Here is an 18378-nt window from a genome sequence, read left to right as displayed (position 1 = left end):
AAAAGATTCCTTTGTTTTCGAATGGTACGCTTTGTGGTTAGAGCCTGACAACTATTAACCTCAAAAATAAAAGACATGAGAAAAATTGCCATTTACGGAAAAGGTGGAATTGGAAAATCTACAACAACTCAAAACACAGTAGCAGGTCTTGTGGAAGCAGGAAAAAACATTATGGTAGTAGGCTGTGATCCAAAAGCAGATTCTACACGATTATTACTAGGTGGACTGGCTCAAAAAACAGTTTTAGATACTCTTAGAGAGGAAGGTGAAGATGTAGATTTGGAAGACATTGTTCGTCCGGGTTACGGAGGAGTAAGATGTGTTGAATCAGGAGGACCAGAACCAGGAGTAGGATGCGCAGGTCGTGGAATTATTACTTCCATTAACATGCTAGAACAATTGGGTGCTTGGGATGAGAAGTTTGCGATAGACTACACATTTTATGATGTACTTGGTGATGTTGTTTGTGGTGGTTTCGCCATGCCTATCCGAGAGGGAAAAGCAGAAGAAATATACATTGTTGTCTCTGGAGAAATGATGGCCATGTATGCAGCTAACAATATCTGTAAAGGAATTCAAAAATACGCTCAATCAGGAGCTGTTCGTTTGGGAGGATTAATTTGCAACTCTCGTAAGGTAGATCACGAAAGTGAGATGATCGAAGAATTGGCTCGTAAACTGGGAACACAAATGATTCACTTCGTTCCTCGTGATAATGTTGTTCAACGAGCTGAAATTCATAGAAAAACAGTAATTGAATACGAGCCAGAACACCAACAAGCTGATGAATATCGTCACCTTTCCAGTGCCATCGATAAAAATGAAATGTTTGTAATTCCTACCCCTCTTGAAATTGAAGAATTGGAAAAATTACTTATCGACTTTGGTATCGACGCCTAATTCAGTCAGACAAGATTAATAAAACCCATAATCTAAAACTTTCTAAAACAATACAGACTATGTTAATGATAAAAGCTATAATCCGCCCTGAGAAATCCCATAAAGTTCTAAAAGCGCTTTTCGAGGCTGGATACATTGCAGTCACTAAAATGCCAGTTGTTGGTAGAGGTAAGCAGCGAGGAATCAAAATTGGTGATGTTACTTATGATGAACTACCTAAAGAACTGCTAATGATGGTAATTAAAGATGAAGACAAAGATTTTGCTATCAATACCATCTTGGATGCAGCAAAATCCACACCCAAAGGAGCTTTTGGTGATGGAAAAATATTTGTATCTCCAGTTGATGAAGCCTACACGATAAGTCGAGGTTCTAAAGAATTATAAACCTAAATACTCGAAGATATGAAGTGTGTAATGTCCATTATTAAGATAAATAAAATGAATAAAACCAAAAGAGCTTTGCGAGATGCCGGATTTTCTTCGATGACTGCAACAGGAAATGTCTTTGGACGTGGCAAAGGCCTTTGGGATGCTAAAGTTATAGAGGGAGCAAAAAATGATCACCCCGAAGCAATAGAGCTTCTAGGAAAAGAACCAAGACTTCGTCCCCAGCGCGTTCTTCAAGTGATTATTCCCGACCATAAAGTGTCTGAATGTATCGAAACCATAATTGAGGCCAATCAATCAAAAAAACCTGGTGATGGTAAAATTTTCGTTTTACCCGTGAGTGAAGCGATACGTGTTAGAACCGCAGAAAGTGGTGATTTAGTTCTGGATAATTAAACGAAAAACTATGGTAAAAAAATTAGATATAACACAAGGGCTGCCAGATCCATCGAAAGTAATGGATGAAATCATGGCAAAATACCCGACGAAAATTGCCAAAAAACGCCAAAAATCAGTGGTGATAAACGATCCTGTAGAAGCTCAGGAAATTCAGGCAAACGTAAGAACCATTCCAGGAATCATCACACAACGTGGTTGTACTTATGCTGGTTGCAAAGGTGTAGTTTTGGGACCAACCCGAGATATTATCAATCTGGTTCATGGTCCGATTGGCTGCAGCTTTTACGCTTGGCTTACCCGAAGAAACCAAACCAGACCTGCCGAAGGAGAAGATAACTTTATCCCCTACAGTTTTTCTACCGATATGCAAGATTCTAATATTGTTTTTGGTGGAGAAGCAAAACTAAAAGATGCCGTTCGCGAAGCATTCGAGATATTTAAACCCAAAGCAATTGGTATTTTCTCAACCTGTCCTGTTGGTTTAATTGGAGATGATGTACATGCCGTATCTCGCGATATGAAAGAAGAATTGGGAATTAACATTTTCGGTTTCAGTTGTGAAGGATATCGTGGAGTATCCCAATCGGCAGGACACCATATTGCCAACAACGCAGTATTCAAGAATGTAATTGGAAACAACAACAGAGATCGAATTGGCAAGTTTCAAATCAATCTTTTAGGCGAATACAATATTGGTGGTGATGCTTTTGAATTGGAACGACTGTTCGAAGAAGCAGGAATCACACTACTATCTACCTTCAGTGGAAACTCAACCGTTGAAAGTATGGAATATGCTCACATGGCCGATCTTAACCTCATTATGTGCCATCGATCCATCAACTATATTGCTGATATGATGGAAGAAAAATATGGGATTCCATGGGTAAAAGTCAGCTTTATTGGAGCCGAAGGCACCACCAAAGCCCTACGAAAAATTGCAGACTATTTCGCCGATGCCGAATTAAGTGCAAAAGTGGAAGAAATTATTGAACGAGAATTGAAAAAAGTGAAAGCAGTTTGTGAAACTGTGAAAGCTAAAACAGAAGGCAAATTGGCCATGATGTTCGTTGGAGGTTCAAGAGCTCACCACTATCAGGATTTATTCAAAGAAATTGGTGTTACCACCGTTTCGGCAGGTTATGAATTTGCTCACCGCGACGATTACGAAGGTAGAGAGGTTATTCCCAGCATTAAAATTGATGCCGATAGCAGAAATATTGAAGACCTGACTGTTGAAAAAGATCTTGAACGATACAGAGAAGATCTAGCAGCCAAAAAAGAACAGCTGATGAAAAACGGCTATAAATTCAGCAATTACGAAGGAATGATGCCTGATATGCAAAAGAATTCATTGGTAATTGACGACGTTAACCACTGGGAAACTGAAAAGCTTATTGAATATTACAAACCTGATCTTTTTTGCGCAGGGATAAAGGAAAAATATGTGGTGCAAAAAAGCGGAATTCCCTTAAAGCAATTACACAGCTACGACTATGGTGGCCCCTACGCTGGATACCAAGGAGCAATTAATTTTTACCTGGAAATGGAACGCATGCTCTGCACCCGAATTTGGAAAATGGTGAATGCACCTTGGAAATCAGAACCAGAAATTGTTGGAAGTTTTGCCATTAACGAATAAAGGAGGACGAATATGTTATTAAATCATACAACTAGTAAAGTAGTAGAAAGAAAAGCTTTGACCGTAAATCCGGCTAAAACTTGCCAGCCTATTGGTGCCATGTACGCATCACTAGGAGTTCACGGATGTTTGCCTCACAGTCATGGCTCACAGGGATGTTGTTCCTATCACAGAAGTACTCTAACCCGCCATTACAAAGAACCGGTAATGGCTGCAACAAGTTCTTTCACAGAAGGCTCGTCGGTATTTGGAGGGCAAGCAAACTTACTACAAGCAGTCACCAATATCTTCTCGGTATACGAACCCGATGTTATTGCGGTGCATTCCACTTGCTTATCAGAAACAATTGGCGACGATTTAGGCCAAATTGTAAGCAAAGCATTGGCCGATGGAAAAATCCCGGAAGGGAAACATGTTATACAAGCCTCAACTCCTAGTTATGTGGGAAGTCACGTTACAGGTTTTGCAAACATGCTCGAAGCCTTTGTAAAATATTTCGCTCAAAAAACCGATCAGCTTAAAAATCAAATTAATATTCTTTCAGGTTGGGTTGAACCTTCTGACATGAGAGAATTAAAACGGATTTTGAAATTGATGAAGATAAAGAATGTTTTACTTCCGGATACTTCCGATGTTTTAGATACTCCCATGACTGGAAAATTTGAAATGTATCCAAAAGGAGGAACAACGGTTCCCGAAATAGTAAGCATGGGTGATAGTCTACACTCCATAGGCTTAGGCGAATGGGCTACTGAAAAAGCAGCCATTAACCTCGATAATAAATGCAAAGTAAAATTTACCATTGAAGATTTACCAATTGGTCTGCAAGCTACCGATCGTTTTATTCATACGCTCTCGAAAATAGGTTCCGTATCGGTCCCCGTAAGCATAAACGATGAACGTGGTCGCCTGGTAGATGTAATTACCGATATGCACCAATATTTTTATGGCAAACGAGTAGCCTTATGGGGCGATCCCGACCAATTGATTCCATTGGCTGAATTCTTAATCGATCTGGACATGAAACCTGTTTATATTGTTTCTGGAACTCCAGGGAAAAATTTCAATAAACGAATGGAAAAAATTCTAGAAAGTGTACCCGAAGCCAAATATAAAAATGGCGCTAATGCGGATATGCTATTGATGCACCAATGGATCAAAGAAAATCCAGTAGATCTGCTTATTGGAAACACCTATGGAAAATACATTTCGAGAGATGAAAATATTCCATTTGTAAGAATGGGGTTCCCTATAGTTGATCGTATTGGACACAGCTATTTCTCGACACTTGGATATGTAGGTGGATTGCGAATTCTGGAAAAAATTCTTTCGGTACTTATGGACAAAAAGGATGCAACTTGTCCTGAAGAATCATTCGAACTAGTGATGTAGTGATGCGATGAAATGAGGGAGGCAACTAACTATCTTACAAATCATACCCTTTTCTCAAAGTTAGTATATCCATCTCCCGCCTCCTTCATTTTTATATCATACTTCTACAATTGAGCCAAAAGGTGAAAAAACTTCTTCACTCCAATATAAACTTGTGCTAAGCACATAAATAATCAATGCCGATGGAGAAAATAATCAAAGAAAGATCGACTCAAGTACACACCATAGGAACATCTAATCACGACTTAGATTGCGAAAAGAGCAGTTTAGCCGGTAGCGTAAGTCAACGCGCTTGTGTATTTTGCGGCTCTCGGGTAGTGCTTTATCCCATTGCCGATGCTCTGCATTTAATTCATGGTCCCATAGGTTGCGCTGCATACACTTGGGATATCCGTGGCGCCTTATCCTCTGGTCCGCAATTGCATCGCCTTAGCTTTTCAACCGATTTACGCGAAAGAGACGTAGTTTTTGGCGGAGAAGGAAAACTTCATACTGCACTTACAGAACTCATTGAAGCCTATCGACCCAAAGCAGCCTTTGTTTATTCCACTTGTATAGTTGGCGTAATTGGCGACGACGTAGAAGCTATCTGTAGAAAAGTATCAGCAGAACAAAACATTGATGTAATACCCGTAATGGCCGAAGGATTTAAAGGCACTAAAAAAGATGGTTACAAAGCTGCCTGCGATGCCTTATCTAAACTAGTTGGTACCGATAATGAATATCAGGCTCCCCCTTTTAGTATTAATATTTTGGGAGATTTTAATCTTGCTGGAGAACTTTGGATGTTAAAGGAATATTACGAAAAAATTGGTGTCAACATTATTACTTGCCTTACTGGCGATGGAAGAATTGATGAAATTCGTCGTGCTCACAAAGCTTCCTTAAATGTCGTTCAATGCTCTGGTTCCATGATGCATTTGGCCAAAGAAATGAAAGAAAAATATGGTATTCCCTTTAAAAAAGTATCCTATTTCGGAATTGAAGACATGGCCGATGCCCTGTACGAAGTAGCTGGTTTCTTTAAAAATAAAAAAATGCTTCAACAAGCCAAAGAATTGGTTGCCGACGAAATTAAAACCTTACTTCCGGCCCTGTCGCCTTTCAAAGAAAAATTGCAAGGAAAAAAAGCAGCGATATATGTAGGTGGAGCATTCAAAGCCATAAGTTTAGTAAAAGCACTTCGGTTAATAGGCATGGAAACCGCAATAGTAGGATCTCAAACAGGAAACAAAGACGATTACAATCTGCTTGAAAAATTGTGTGACAAGGGTACTATTCTTGTTGACGACTCCAATCCAAATGAATTATCAGAGTTTGTGAAAGAAAAAGGAGTTGACCTTTTTATTGGTGGCGTTAAGGAACGCCCCATTGCCTACAAATTAGGAATTGGTTTCTGCGATCATAACCACGAAAGAAAAGAGGCTCTTGCTGGATTCGAAGGCATGTTAAATTTTGCTAACGAGGTGTACGCATCAGTAACTAGTCCCGTTTGGAAATTTTTTAAAGCCTAATACCTATGGAAAAAATCCCTACATTATCCTATATCAAACCATTCGTTTCAACTCGAAATGCGTGCAAACTGTGCTCTCCTCTAGGTGCCTGCATTGCCATAAAAGGCATCGAAGGCTGCGTTCCTGTAATTCATGGCTCCCAAGGCTGTGCCACTTACATTCGCCGCTACATGATCAGTCATTACAAAGAACCTGTTGATATTGCCTCATCAAATTTCAGCGAAGAAACAACAATTTTTGGTGGACAAGCCAATTTAAAAATGGCACTTACCAATGTTAGCAATCAATATCAGCCTATGGCAATTGGCGTAGCCACAACTTGCCTGAGTGAAACCATTGGAGAAGATGTTGCTTCCCAATTAAGCAACATTCGAAATGAGAGTACAAATTCTGTTTTACCTGATTTGTTTACCGTTTCAACACCAAGCTATCAGGGAACACACATGGATGGTTTTCATGCCACCATTTTGGAAGTGGTGAAAAACTTTGCTGTAAAATTACCTTCGGCAGACAAAATCAATTTCTTTCCAGGATTCATTTCCCCTGCCGACATTCGCCACCTAAAAGAAATACTTTCCGACTTTGATGTCAACTCTACCATTTTGCCCGATTACTCGGATACCCTGGACAATCCTATTTGGGATCAGTACTATCGTGTTCCCAAAGGTGGCACATCAATTTCCGAACTCAAAAAAATGGGCGAAGCCTATGCCTCTGTCGAATTAGGCCTTTTTACTGCGGTAAAACAAGGCGGACAAAATGGAAGGAAAGAGATTAGTGGAGCCTCTTATTTAGAAAATGAGTTCGGCATTAAAAACCACCAATGTATTGCACCCATTGGCATGAACAGCTCAGATACTTTTTTTGATATTCTTAGTAAAGTCAGCGGAAAGGATATTCCTTTAAAATATAAAATGCAACGCGGTCGCTTACTGGACTCTTACGCCGATGGACACAAATACATCTTTGGAAAAAAAGCTGTGGTTTATGGTGAAGAAGACCTGGTTCTGAGCCTGTGTTCTTTCCTCGACGAAATAGGAATAGAAGTTGTGTTGGCTGCATCGGGAGCAAATAGCGGCAAACTTAGAAAACAAATTAGTAAACATTGTCCCGAACACGGAGAAAACATACAGGTAATGAGCGATTCTGATTTTGAGCAAATCAACGAAGCCTGCAACAGTCTTTCACCCGACTTTCTCATCGGAAATAGCAAGGGCAATTACATTGCCAATAATTTTAACATTCCACTAATAAGAGTTGGCTTTCCTATTCATGATAGAATTGGCGGACAAAGAATTAGTCTTTTAGGATACAAAGGTACTCAGGATTTGTTTGATAAAGTGGTAAACGCCATGATTGAGTACAAACAAAACAATTCACCTATTGGATACAAGTACATGTAAAAAATTAACATCACCACTATCAATAAAATTAAAGTTCACAAATCTCACATAAAAGTCGCATCATGAAAGATTTATCAACTCATCCTTGTTTCAACAAAGACGCACATCATAAATATGCAAGAGTACATTTACCCGTAGCACCAACATGCAATGTAAAATGCAATTACTGCAATCGAAAATTCGATTGTGTAAACGAAAGCAGACCAGGAGTTACTAGTAGTGTTTTATCACCAGACCAAGCGTTAAACTATCTGATTAAATTGGTGAAAATTATGCCCGAACTTAAGGTCATTGGAATCGCTGGTCCGGGAGATCCATTTGCCAATCCTACCCAAACTATGAAAACTCTTCATTTGGTTAGGGATCATTTCCCCGATATGCTTCTCTGCTTATCCTCAAATGGTTTAAATATTGGTCCCTATATCGATGAACTAAAAGAGCTAGATGTTTCACACGTAACCATCACATTAAACAGCTTTCGCACCGAAACCTTAGCAAAGATATACAGCTGGATACGACATGATAAAAGAGGTTATTTTGGCGAACAAGCTGGCAAACTGCTATTGGAAAAACAATTGGAAGCAATCGACAGACTTAAAGAAGCAGGCATTACAGTAAAAGTTAATACCATTGTTATGCCTGGAATCAACGACCATGAAATTCCAGAAATAGCCAAAAAAATAGCCAAAAAAGGAGTCGATTTAATGAATACAATTCCTCTGTTTCCAGTAAAAGACACAGCCATGGAAAACATGGAAGAACCTTCTCCTGAATTTATGAAAGCCTTGCGGAAAAAAGTAGAAGTTTTTCTGCCTCCCATGTCGCATTGTGCACGATGCAGAGCCGATGCTGCAGGTTTACTAGGAAAAGATTCGGCCGAAGCAGCACAATTACTTTCCGAAACCGCTCTTTTAAATGTGGAAAAAGGTGAAGAAAGACCTTGCGTAGCGGTAACCTCCATGGAAGGCATATTGGTAAATCAGCACTTGGGTGAAGCAGACCGAATTCATGTTTTTCGCGAAACACCAAAAGGCTACAAACTTGTGAATGTTAGAGCTACTCCAAGTACAGGCTTAGGAGATTCACGATGGGAGAAACTTTGCGAAAGCCTGGCCGATTGCCGTGCCATTCTAGTAGGAGGAATTGGTAAAAAGCCGGCTGGCATACTCGGCCGAAGTGGAATAAAAATCATAGAAATGAGTGGACTCATCGATCAAGGACTCGACTCGGTGTACAAAGGAACAGAGTTGCGCTCAATTTGCAAAAGCGATATGACCAAATGCGGTGAAGGATGCACAGGGGCAGCTAACGGATGTGGTTGATTTACAGACTTAAAATCCAAACAGAAATTTTTAAAACCTAAAATCATCATCAATTATGAAAAAACCTGATTTTCACATTTTAGTATGCAATTCATTCCGAATTGCTGGAGAAGCACAAGGATACTGCAATAAAAATGGATCGGTAGATTTAATTCAGTATGTAATGGAAGAATGTGCCGACAGAGGAATAGATGCCACGGTCTCAACTACCGGCTGCTTAAACGTTTGCTCGCAAGGCCCGGTAATGGTAATCCACCCAAACAACCTTTGGTATGGTGGTGTAACAACCGATAGAATAGATGAAATTCTAGATGCTCTAGAAGAAGGAGAAGCCGTTACTGAATACTTAATTGCTGAGTAAACTTTCATACCAACTCAAAAACCAAAACTTATGCACATCATCGATACTACTCTTCGCGATGGCGAACAGGCACCCGGAGTTATTTTTTCATTGAAAGAAAAGCTACACATAGCCGCATTATTGGATGAAGCTGGCGTAAAAGAATTGGAAATAGGAACACCAGCAATTTCTTTGGCGGATGAAAATGATATTAGAACCATAAATAATCAAGGATTTCGTTTCAATGCCACCTGTTGGGCACGAGCTTGTATTAGTGATTTGCAAGCCGCTGCCCGAACGGGTGTTTCTCGAATCAACATTTCCTTCCCTGTTTCAGCTATTCATCTAACTGCTCTCGGAAAAAATCGTGATTGGATGCTCACTTCCCTTTCAACCATAGTGAAGCAAGCACAAAATATGTTTGCTTTTATTTCGGTGGGTGCACAAGATGCTTCGCGCTGCCAGGCCAACTTACTTGATGAATTTGTTTTCGCAGCCCATAATCTTAAGGTAAATCGCATACGCTTAGCCGATACGGTAGGAATCATGAATCCAAAATCGGTACAAAACCTGTTTGAACGATACCAAAACTGCCTATACGGAACAGAACTTGAATTTCATGCTCATAACGATCTAGGAATGGCCACCGCCAATACCATTTCCGCTTTACAAGCTGGTGCAAATGCAGTTTCGCTTACAGTGAATGGATTGGGTGAACGAGCTGGCAATGCAGCTCTAGAAGAAGTTGTAGCCGCCATGGCCTTTTCCCTTTCCGAAACAAGCGAAATCAATCTAGAAGCCTGCATTAGACTTTGTGAATTTGTTGAAAAAGCCTCGGGTCGTAAAAGTTCAGCATCAAAACCAATATCAGGTAAAAAGGTATACAGTCACGAATCAGGAATTCACTGCAACAGCTTACTAAAAGATTCGATGACTTACCATGCGTTCGATCCAAATTTAATTGGACAGAAAAGCCAATTTGTCATTGGCAAACACTCTGGTTTAGCGGTGGTGAAGAATGCACTTAAAGGGATGGATATTTATCTTAACGATGAACAAAGCAAACAGTTAATAGAAGCTGTTAAAGAACGTTCTATTCGAAAAAAATCAGAATTAAATAGTAAGGAACTACAACAATTATATCTCAATTTAATCGATTGCGAATCCAATTAAAATCGCCACAAAAAAAATTAAAGACAATAATACAAGACAACTGAGCTATAAATTGTGGTAGATTAGGTTGCTGCCAGGCTTCTAGTAAAATAGGAGTTTGGCAGTTTTTCATGATTCAGATCTACTCCTTCTATGCTTTAAACCGCTCATCAGATGTAAGGGTTCGATATTTCTCATCCCATTTTCGATCTAGCCATCCAGATTTGGCATTCTCACGGTTATCAAATTGTGTAAAAAAAGGTTTGATATCCAACAAAGGAGTGCCATCTAGAATATCCGCATCTTCAATATAAATAAGATTTCCCTCGATGCCAATTAGTTTAACTGTTGACAAACCAATAGCATTAGGTCTACGCGGCGAACGTGTCGCAAAAACACCATGTTCTTCATTATCCATAAATGGAACTACTCTAAGCTGATAATCACGAACTTTGTGCAGATGATAAATTAAGCTTATATGAGAAAACTCTTCCAAATCTTTCAGACCGTCGACATAGGACGCATCTAGCTCAATGTAAGCTTTTTTACCTATGGCTCCCATGGGTTGAATAGGCATATTTTCGATAGTTTGGTAGGAAGTACGAATAATTCCTATGGATTCTAACTTTATTTCCGACATCAAAAAAAAATTTTAAAATGATCACTAAAAATAACAATTAGTAAGCAAAGAACTCCATACTATATCCAACAAAAACAACAAAACCTTATTTGCATGATTACTTCATACAAATAAGGTTTTGTGAAACTCAATATACGAAAGAAATGATTTCGATGAAGTAACAAACAGAACATTCTGCTCTATTCAAACTCACCACTATTCACATCCATTTCGGAAATTGGTTTTAAATGTTCTGGAATTTCTTCATTATCATTCTCACTAAAAAATGGGAATACATCCATTAGTGGACTAGCAGAAATAGCAGGAATTTCGTAAGGAACGATCATATCACTTAAACACTCCTCTAAAAACTCATAAGCTTGTTTCACATTAGTAGCCTCAGTAAGCATATATTGGGTTGCTTTTTTCTCTTTTCCTGAAGCCTCATCTACATCAACGAAGGTCACTTTTGCTTTAAACCATCGGTCCCCATTCTCGTTGGGATATAATTCTGTAACATTTGATTTACTGATGTTAGTTACATTAAACTCACCACTTATCATTTGCTCCAACTCCTTATGAATTCTCGCCTCAGCCTCTGTAAAAGAAACAGCATCCACTAAATACGATTCCGACGCTTTTCTTTCTTTTCCTGAAACTTCATCAATTTTCACATACTTTACTTTGCACTCAAACCAATTATTTGTCATGATATAGATGTTTACTATTTTAAAAGGAGAACAAAGATAAAATATCCTATGGCATAATTTTAAAATTACAAGAAAATAAAAAGGGAATAACCATTAAGTTATTCCCTTTTAGTAGCGAGAGGCGGGCTTGAACCGCCGACCTCGTGATTATGAATCACGCGCTCTAACCAGCTGAGCTACCTCGCCATTTTTGCTTGATTGCGGTGCAAATATAAACGCAATTTCGTTCTAAAAAAAATGTTTTTATTGAAAAACCAATCCTTACAAAACATTCAAACTGCAAACTCTCTCAAAAACAGAAATATTGCCTCAAAAAAATGTCTTGTTTTTTTCTGAAAAAATTTACTTCAGCAACCAAAAGTGGTATAATATTGCCTAATTTAAAAGCTCAAAAGGAGATTTACCATTCCCTTTCATCCAAATTTTCTCTTTCAAAAATTTCAATTCTATTCTAAAACAGAGAAGGGAATAACTATAAAGTCATTCCCTTTTTCTGTAGCGAGAGGCGGGCTTGAACCGCCGACCTCGTGATTATGAATCACGCGCTCTAACCAGCTGAGCTACCTCGCCGTTTTTTAATGCGGTGCAAATATAGAATCCTTTTTCGTTAAAAAAAAACACTTCCCTACTTTTTTCAGTAAAGGATACATTTAGTAGTTCATTTTATCTCTGAAATTTTCCTTATATTAATCGTGAAGGAATATTCATATCGCCACATACTAAACAATATTAAAATTTGGTATATTTCAATTCCATTTTTTTTTATTCCACATTCTATAAGTATCTTGCGAAATATTTCGAAAATATCTTATTTATTTTATGTTTTTAGTTAAAAATCATCAACTTTTCAGCTTCTAAGCATGAATATATGGTTCAATTAAAAAAATATTTAGCCATTTTTAACTAATTATTTTACTAAATCAAAACCTGTCCAATGAAACAATTTGAACTCGAATATGTACTTCACGCATCACAAAAAGTTATTTACGATAGATTAAGCAGTGCAAGTGGCCTATCAGAATGGTTTGCTGATGATGTGAATCAAAAAGGAAAAATATTTACTTTCATGTGGGAGGGCTCAGAACAAAAAGCAGAATTACTTAACAAAAGAGACAACCGACTTGTTCGCTTTCACTGGCTTGACAGTGAAGATGAAGAAAGTTTTTTTGAATTCAAGATCGAAATTGATGCCCTAACAAATGACCTTTCCTTAATCGTTACCGATTTTGCCGAAGAGGATGAAATTGATGAGAGTATTGAATTATGGGACTCACAAATTTCAGAATTAAAACAAGTTTTAGGAATTTAATTTTTTAACACCACACAATTACAAAACCTAATTAAAATACCCTATTTTTGTATGCTTCAAGACCAGTTTATTCAACTTATTGGTCTTGTTTTGCATGGAACAAATCGTAAAGATTCAGGCTCTACGATTTACGAATCTATTCAAACGAATTATAGATTCCATTGATCAACTCAAATAGCAAGGAATGAAAAGATTACATTCATTTATTTTAAAAAGTTTTTTAGGACCATTAGCATTTACTTTTTTTATCTGCATGTTTGTTTTGCTGATGCAGTTTCTATGGAAATACATTGATGAATTTGTAGGGAAAGGTTTGGAATGGACAATTATCGCAGAATTTCTTTTTTATGTTTCTGCAACTTTAGTACCCATGGCATTGCCTTTAGCCATCTTATTAGCATCCATCATGACCTTTGGAAATATGGGCGAAAATTATGAGCTAATAGCCATGAAAGCCGCAGGAATATCTCTACAAAGAATTATGAAGCCTTTAATCATTCTTATCATCTTCATTAGTCTGGGAGCTTTCTATTTTTCAAACAATATAATGCCAGTTGCATCACTAAAAACCAGCACTTTACTTTACGATATCAAAAAACAAAATCCTGAATTAATTCTGAAAGAGGGAATTTTTACCAATGATTTGCCAAAATTTAGCGTTAAAGTGGGCAAAATTGATAAAAACACTGGAATGATGCACGATCTCTTGATCTACGATCATCGTGAGAATTTAGGCAATACCGACGTAACAGTCGCAGATTCTGGAACCATGGTGACTTCGGATGATAAGCTAACCATGAACCTGACTCTTTACAGCGGGAATATTTATCAAGAAGTAAAACAAAAACGCAGAGATAAAAATCATCCTTCGCGAAGAATCAAATTTAATGTATTCAGACAAAATATTGATTTACCAGGAAATGATCTAAAACGAACCAACGAAGACAAATTCAAAAATAGCTATAGAATGCTAAATTTGAGTCAATTAAACAATCAAGAAGATTCTCTTACCCTTATTTTAGATAAGTCGAAGGATAACTTCACCAGAAGTTTACTAGCCAAGCATTACTTCCAAAAAGAATCAAAAAGCATTCGTAATGATTCTATTAAATCGCAATTAGTAAAGGAACAAACGCTTAATGCCGATTCTTTGTTCGCCAATTTTTCATCAACAGATAAATTAACAAGCATAAGTTACGCGTTAGATAAAGGCAGAAAAGCCCGTGAAAACATTTCCAGAAAAGAAGGTGAGTACTCTGCACAAATAAAATGGATTCGTAAATTTACCAACGAATGGCATCGTAAATTTACCTTGCCATTTGCCTGCTTCATTTTCTTCTTTATTGGAGCTCCTTTGGGAGCAATAATCCGTAAAGGAGGATTAGGCATGCCAGTTATTGTTTCCATTCTATTTTTTATTATCTATTATATTATTTCTATGACTGCTGAACGGTTCTCAAAAGAACTAGTACTTGCTCCTGTTTGGGGCATGTGGCTTTCCTCTCTAATCGTTCTTCCTTTAGGAATCGTACTAACTTATAAAGCAACAACCGACTCCTCCGTTTTTAATATTGAAAACTATGTCGAGTTCTTAAAAAAAATTAACCCTTTAAAACTTTTCAAGAAGAAAAATGCCTAAACTATTACTGATATTTGGAATTCTATTTCTAAGCTCCTGCAACGCAAGCAAACCTATTACAGATAAAAATGTAAGTGATTTTATCGACCTATGGCACCAAGCTGCAAGCAATGCCGAATTGGATACTTTTTTTGATATGATGAGCGAAAGTTCAATTTACATTGGTACTGATGCTAGTGAACGGTGGTCAAAAAAAGAGTTTTACGAATACTGTGAACCACGATTCACAGAAAATAAAACTTGGCATTTTAAACCGTACAACAGACAAATATATCTCTCAAAAGACCAGGAAACCATTTGGTTTGACGAATTATTGAATACCCGAATGGGAATCTGTCGCGGATCGGGAGTTGTAGAGAATATAAATGGAGAACTTAAAATTTCTCATTATCACCTTTCTGTCACCATAAAAAATGAAAAAATGAACGAATTTTTACAAATCAACCAAAAATAAAATGTTTGACGATTTAAAGCCAGATATTGACTATTATATGAGCCCTGATGGATATCGAATACTCACCAAAAAGTATTTGAGTGAAAGAGGATATTGCTGTGGAAATGGATGCAAACACTGCCCCTATTTTCCAAAACATCAAAAAGGAAATACAACATTAAAAGAGTAAGCAAAAATGAATAATTTTCGAATCGTTTATATGGGGACACCCGATTTTGCAGTAGCTCCTCTCGAAGCTTTGCTGAATGCAGGCTGCAATGTAGTTGGAGTTATTACCAATCCCGATAAACCAGCGGGTCGTGGTCAAAAAATACAGGAATCGGCAGTCAAAAAATTTGCCCTGAAAAAAGGCTTACCTATTTTGCAACCAGAAAAATTCCGCAACGAAGAATTTCTTTCCCAACTAAAAGAACTTCATGCCGACCTTCAGGTAGTAGTTGCTTTTAAAATGCTTCCCGAAGTTGTTTGGAGCATGCCCAAATACGGAACCTTAAATCTACATGCTTCTCTTCTTCCTCAATATCGGGGAGCAGCCCCAATCAACTGGGCAATTATCAATGGAGACAAAGAAACTGGAGTTTCTACTTTCCTTCTGCAACACGAAATTGATACAGGCAATATCCTTTTTCAAGAAAAATGTAGCATCGAAGAATCAGATAATGTAGAAGTGATTCATGACAAATTAATGAACATTGGTTCAGAATTGATTGTGAAAACAGTTCGTGCTATCGAGGCTGGTGAATACTCTCAAATCCCTCAGGATAGTCTATCTGACAATCTGATGAATTTAAAATCGGCACCCAAAATTTTCAAAGACGATTGCAAAATCGACTGGAATCAAGATTTAAATTCAATTCATAATCTAATTCGCGGACTAAGCCCTTACCCAGCTTCCTGGACAGAATTAATTCCCAACATAGAAGGTAAAAACATTGGTCTCAAAATTTTTGAGAGCGAAATGGATAAAACTCCACATTCGGAAAAAACGGGAACCATCCTTACCGATGGCAAAACCAATTTAAAGGTTGCTGTGCATGGAGGATTTATTCTCATTAAAACATTGCAACAAGCTGGCAAAAAACGGATGAAAATAGAAGACTTCCTCAGAGGTTTTCAACAAATCAGAAACTATCATTTATAATTTATAAGGAAGCTGATCAAAGCTTCCTTTTTTTTTATTTACCAAAAAAAAAGAAACACCCACCAATTATTCTTTTATTTTCGAAAACCTTTTCGTAAATTCTATGTCAGCTTACAGATTGCGTAAAGTCAGTGTTTTACGATTTCACACAAGCAACTTTCATAATTACTATCCTCTCACCTCTTCGCATCTGAGATTATTTTTCTGAGAATCGGCAGGAATATACCTATTCAGCAGGATTGCTCTACTATTTTACTCTTCTAATTTTTTCTTTATGCTAACGCGGATTTTTGATTTACTTGAAAATTACAAGAAAAATTTCCCAGACAAAATTGATGCTTTTGCAAAAAAAGAGAATGGCAATTGGGTCAAATTTTCTACTGAGCAATATGTAAGATTTTCGAATCTTATAAGTTATGCTTTACTAAAAAATGAATTCAAAAAAGGCGATTGTGTAATTAGTATTTCCAACAACCGTCCGGAATGGAATTTTGTGGATATGGGATTGTCACAAATCGGACTTGTACATGTTCCCTTGTACCCAACAATTAGTGCAAAAAGTTACGATTACATTATTCAGCATTGCGAACCCAAAGCCATTTTCATCTCAGATCATAACTTATTTGAAAAAATTGCTCCTCTTTTAAACAGTCATCCATCTATAAGAGTAGTCTATTCCTTCGAAAAAATAAAAGATGTCACCCACTGGACTAACCTACTGGAAATAGGTGAAGAAGCAGAAGTGCACTTTGCTGGCAAACTGCAAACCATAAAAGACAACATTAAACCCAACGATTTGGCTACCATCATTTACACGTCTGGTACTACAGGAAATCCAAAAGGAGTGATGCTTTCTCATAACAATTTCATGAGTAACGTATTGGCTTCAGCAGCTCGTCTAATCTTGAACTCATCGCACAAAACCCTCAGTTTTCTGCCCATTAACCACGTGTATGAGCGCATGGTTAACTATCAATACCAATACAAAGGAATTAGTATTTACTATGCCGAAAGCATGGATACCATTGGTGATAATTTAAGAGAACTAAAACCTCATGGCTTTGCTACTGTCCCTCGCCTGCTCGAAAAAATCTACGATAAAATCATGGCAAAGGGAAAAAGCTTGCCTTTCCTAAAGAAACACCTGTTTTTATGGGCTGTAAATTTGGGTCAGAGGTATGAATTGAACGAGGCAAATGGCAAATGGTATGAATTCAAATTAAAAATTGCACGCAAATTAGTTTTCAGCAAATGGCAAGAGGCTTTAGGCGGCAACATTCAGTTTATGTGTTCAGGTGGAGCAGCTCTACAAATTCGTTTGGAACGACTTTTTTGGGCTGCAGGAATTCCTGTTCAGGAAGGTTATGGACTAACAGAAACATCACCCATTATTGCCGCAAATCAAAATGCTTATCCCGATGTGAAATTTGGAACTGTTGGTCCAGTATTGGAAGGTGTTGAGGTAAAGCTGGCCGATGATGGTGAAATTTTAGCCCGAGGACCTAACATCATGTTAGGCTATTATAAAAATCCAGAACTAACCCAGCAAGTAATTGACGACGAAGGATGGTTTCATACTGGAGATATCGGATGTTGGGAAGATGAAAGATTTCTGAAAATTACAGATCGTAAAAAAGAGATTTTTAAAACATCCGGAGGTATTTATATCGCTCCTCAAGTACTTGAAAACAAATTAAAAGAATCTCCCTTCATCGATCAAAGTATCGTTATAGGTGAACACCAAAAATTTCCTTCTGTGATCATTTCACCAGATTTTGTTTTCTTAAAAGAATACTGTAAGCGAAAAAGGATTCCTTTTGGAGATCTAAAAGATGTCATATTCAATCAGAAAATTCAGGTTCGAATATGGAAAGAAATTCAGAAAATGAATGAAAATCTCGATCGTCCGAAAAAAATTAAAAGTTTCAGATTGGTTACTGATGTCTGGACACCCGAAACAGGAGAACTATCCCCAACTCTAAAATTGAAACGCAAAGTTTTAAAAAATAAGTACCAGCTATTAGTTGATGAAATTTATTCCTGACACACACTAAAA

The 18378-nt window shown here is 37.6% G+C and carries 18 protein-coding genes and 2 tRNA genes; 16 read left to right on the top strand and 4 right to left on the bottom strand.

Going from position 1 to position 18378, the window contains the following annotated elements; translation table 11 throughout:
- Positions 1-75 precede the first annotated feature (75 nt).
- The 10 genes from nifH to ABYT26_RS00230 all read left to right on the top strand — a co-directional run bounded on the left by nifH (position 76) and on the right by ABYT26_RS00230 (position 10471).
- Positions 76-900, top strand: a complete 825-nt coding sequence (nifH, locus tag ABYT26_RS00275) for a nitrogenase iron protein (protein ID WP_372750867.1) — start codon at positions 76-78, stop codon at positions 898-900.
- A gap of 59 nt (positions 901-959) precedes the next feature.
- Entirely contained in the window at positions 960-1286 is a 327-nt protein-coding gene (locus ABYT26_RS00270; RefSeq protein WP_372750866.1) for a P-II family nitrogen regulator, read from the top strand.
- Between the two features lie 18 nt (positions 1287-1304).
- On the top strand, positions 1305-1685 hold the full coding sequence (locus ABYT26_RS00265) for a P-II family nitrogen regulator (protein WP_372750865.1): 381 nt from the start codon (positions 1305-1307) through the stop codon (positions 1683-1685).
- A gap of 10 nt (positions 1686-1695) precedes the next feature.
- Positions 1696-3327: a nitrogenase molybdenum-iron protein alpha chain gene (gene nifD, locus ABYT26_RS00260; protein ID WP_372750864.1), complete on the top strand. Its 1632-nt coding sequence runs from the start codon at positions 1696-1698 to the stop codon at positions 3325-3327.
- Between the two features lie 12 nt (positions 3328-3339).
- The gene (nifK, locus tag ABYT26_RS00255) at positions 3340-4719 is read left to right on the top strand and encodes a nitrogenase molybdenum-iron protein subunit beta (RefSeq protein ID WP_372750863.1); all 1380 of its coding nucleotides are present in this window, start codon (positions 3340-3342) and stop codon (positions 4717-4719) included.
- Between the two features lie 182 nt (positions 4720-4901).
- Positions 4902-6233, top strand: a complete 1332-nt coding sequence (gene nifE / locus ABYT26_RS00250; protein WP_372750862.1) for a nitrogenase iron-molybdenum cofactor biosynthesis protein NifE — start codon at positions 4902-4904, stop codon at positions 6231-6233.
- Positions 6234-6238: 5 nt separating this feature from the next.
- Complete coding sequence (locus ABYT26_RS00245; protein WP_372750861.1) at positions 6239-7636, top strand: nitrogenase component 1; 1398 nt, start codon at positions 6239-6241, stop codon at positions 7634-7636.
- A gap of 62 nt (positions 7637-7698) precedes the next feature.
- A complete protein-coding gene (locus tag ABYT26_RS00240) occupies positions 7699-8958 on the top strand; it encodes a radical SAM protein (RefSeq protein ID WP_372750860.1) in 1260 nt (419 codons plus the stop codon).
- Positions 8959-9013: 55 nt separating this feature from the next.
- Positions 9014-9319, top strand: coding sequence for a ferredoxin (locus ABYT26_RS00235; protein ID WP_372750859.1), 306 nt, complete (start codon positions 9014-9016; stop codon positions 9317-9319).
- A 30-nt stretch (positions 9320-9349) separates the two neighbouring features.
- Positions 9350-10471 (top strand): hypothetical protein, encoded by a 1122-nt coding sequence (locus ABYT26_RS00230; RefSeq protein ID WP_372750857.1) that lies wholly within the window; start codon positions 9350-9352, stop codon positions 10469-10471.
- A gap of 130 nt (positions 10472-10601) precedes the next feature.
- Here the strand turns inward: ABYT26_RS00230 and tsaA are convergent, their stop codons facing one another.
- From tsaA to ABYT26_RS00210, 4 genes are all read right to left on the bottom strand, one after another.
- Positions 10602-11090, bottom strand: a complete 489-nt coding sequence (gene tsaA / locus ABYT26_RS00225; RefSeq protein ID WP_372750856.1) for a tRNA (N6-threonylcarbamoyladenosine(37)-N6)-methyltransferase TrmO — start codon at positions 11088-11090, stop codon at positions 10602-10604.
- Between the two features lie 179 nt (positions 11091-11269).
- Positions 11270-11779 carry a DUF4494 domain-containing protein gene (locus tag ABYT26_RS00220; RefSeq protein WP_372750855.1) on the bottom strand — a complete coding sequence of 170 codons (510 nt, stop codon included), beginning with the start codon at positions 11777-11779 and terminating at the stop codon, positions 11270-11272.
- A gap of 112 nt (positions 11780-11891) precedes the next feature.
- A tRNA-Met gene (locus ABYT26_RS00215) sits at positions 11892-11965 on the bottom strand.
- Between the two features lie 310 nt (positions 11966-12275).
- A tRNA-Met gene (locus ABYT26_RS00210) sits at positions 12276-12349 on the bottom strand.
- Positions 12350-12713: 364 nt separating this feature from the next.
- On the opposite strand from ABYT26_RS00210, the gene ABYT26_RS00205 reads away from it, so the two are divergent.
- From ABYT26_RS00205 to ABYT26_RS00180, 6 genes are all read left to right on the top strand, one after another.
- The gene (locus tag ABYT26_RS00205; RefSeq protein ID WP_372750854.1) at positions 12714-13088 is read left to right on the top strand and encodes an START-like domain-containing protein; all 375 of its coding nucleotides are present in this window, start codon (positions 12714-12716) and stop codon (positions 13086-13088) included.
- Positions 13089-13272: 184 nt separating this feature from the next.
- The gene (locus ABYT26_RS00200; protein WP_372750853.1) at positions 13273-14727 is read left to right on the top strand and encodes an LptF/LptG family permease; all 1455 of its coding nucleotides are present in this window, start codon (positions 13273-13275) and stop codon (positions 14725-14727) included.
- Positions 14720-15181, top strand: coding sequence for a nuclear transport factor 2 family protein (locus ABYT26_RS00195; RefSeq protein WP_372750852.1), 462 nt, complete (start codon positions 14720-14722; stop codon positions 15179-15181). Before ABYT26_RS00200 ends, ABYT26_RS00195 begins: the two co-directional genes overlap by 8 nt.
- A gap of 1 nt (position 15182) precedes the next feature.
- The gene (locus ABYT26_RS00190; protein WP_372750851.1) at positions 15183-15350 is read left to right on the top strand and encodes a DUF5522 domain-containing protein; all 168 of its coding nucleotides are present in this window, start codon (positions 15183-15185) and stop codon (positions 15348-15350) included.
- Between the two features lie 6 nt (positions 15351-15356).
- Complete coding sequence (gene fmt, locus ABYT26_RS00185) at positions 15357-16322, top strand: methionyl-tRNA formyltransferase (protein ID WP_372750850.1); 966 nt, start codon at positions 15357-15359, stop codon at positions 16320-16322.
- 274 nt (positions 16323-16596) lie between these two features.
- Complete coding sequence (locus tag ABYT26_RS00180) at positions 16597-18366, top strand: long-chain fatty acid--CoA ligase (RefSeq protein WP_372750849.1); 1770 nt, start codon at positions 16597-16599, stop codon at positions 18364-18366.
- Positions 18367-18378 lie beyond the last annotated feature (12 nt).

The sequence above is a fragment of the Labilibaculum sp. genome (genome assembly GCF_041595635.1).
In the GTDB taxonomy this organism is placed as follows: Bacteria; Bacteroidota; Bacteroidia; order Bacteroidales; family Marinifilaceae; genus Labilibaculum.
This window is presented reverse-complemented; position numbering and strand designations above follow the sequence as displayed.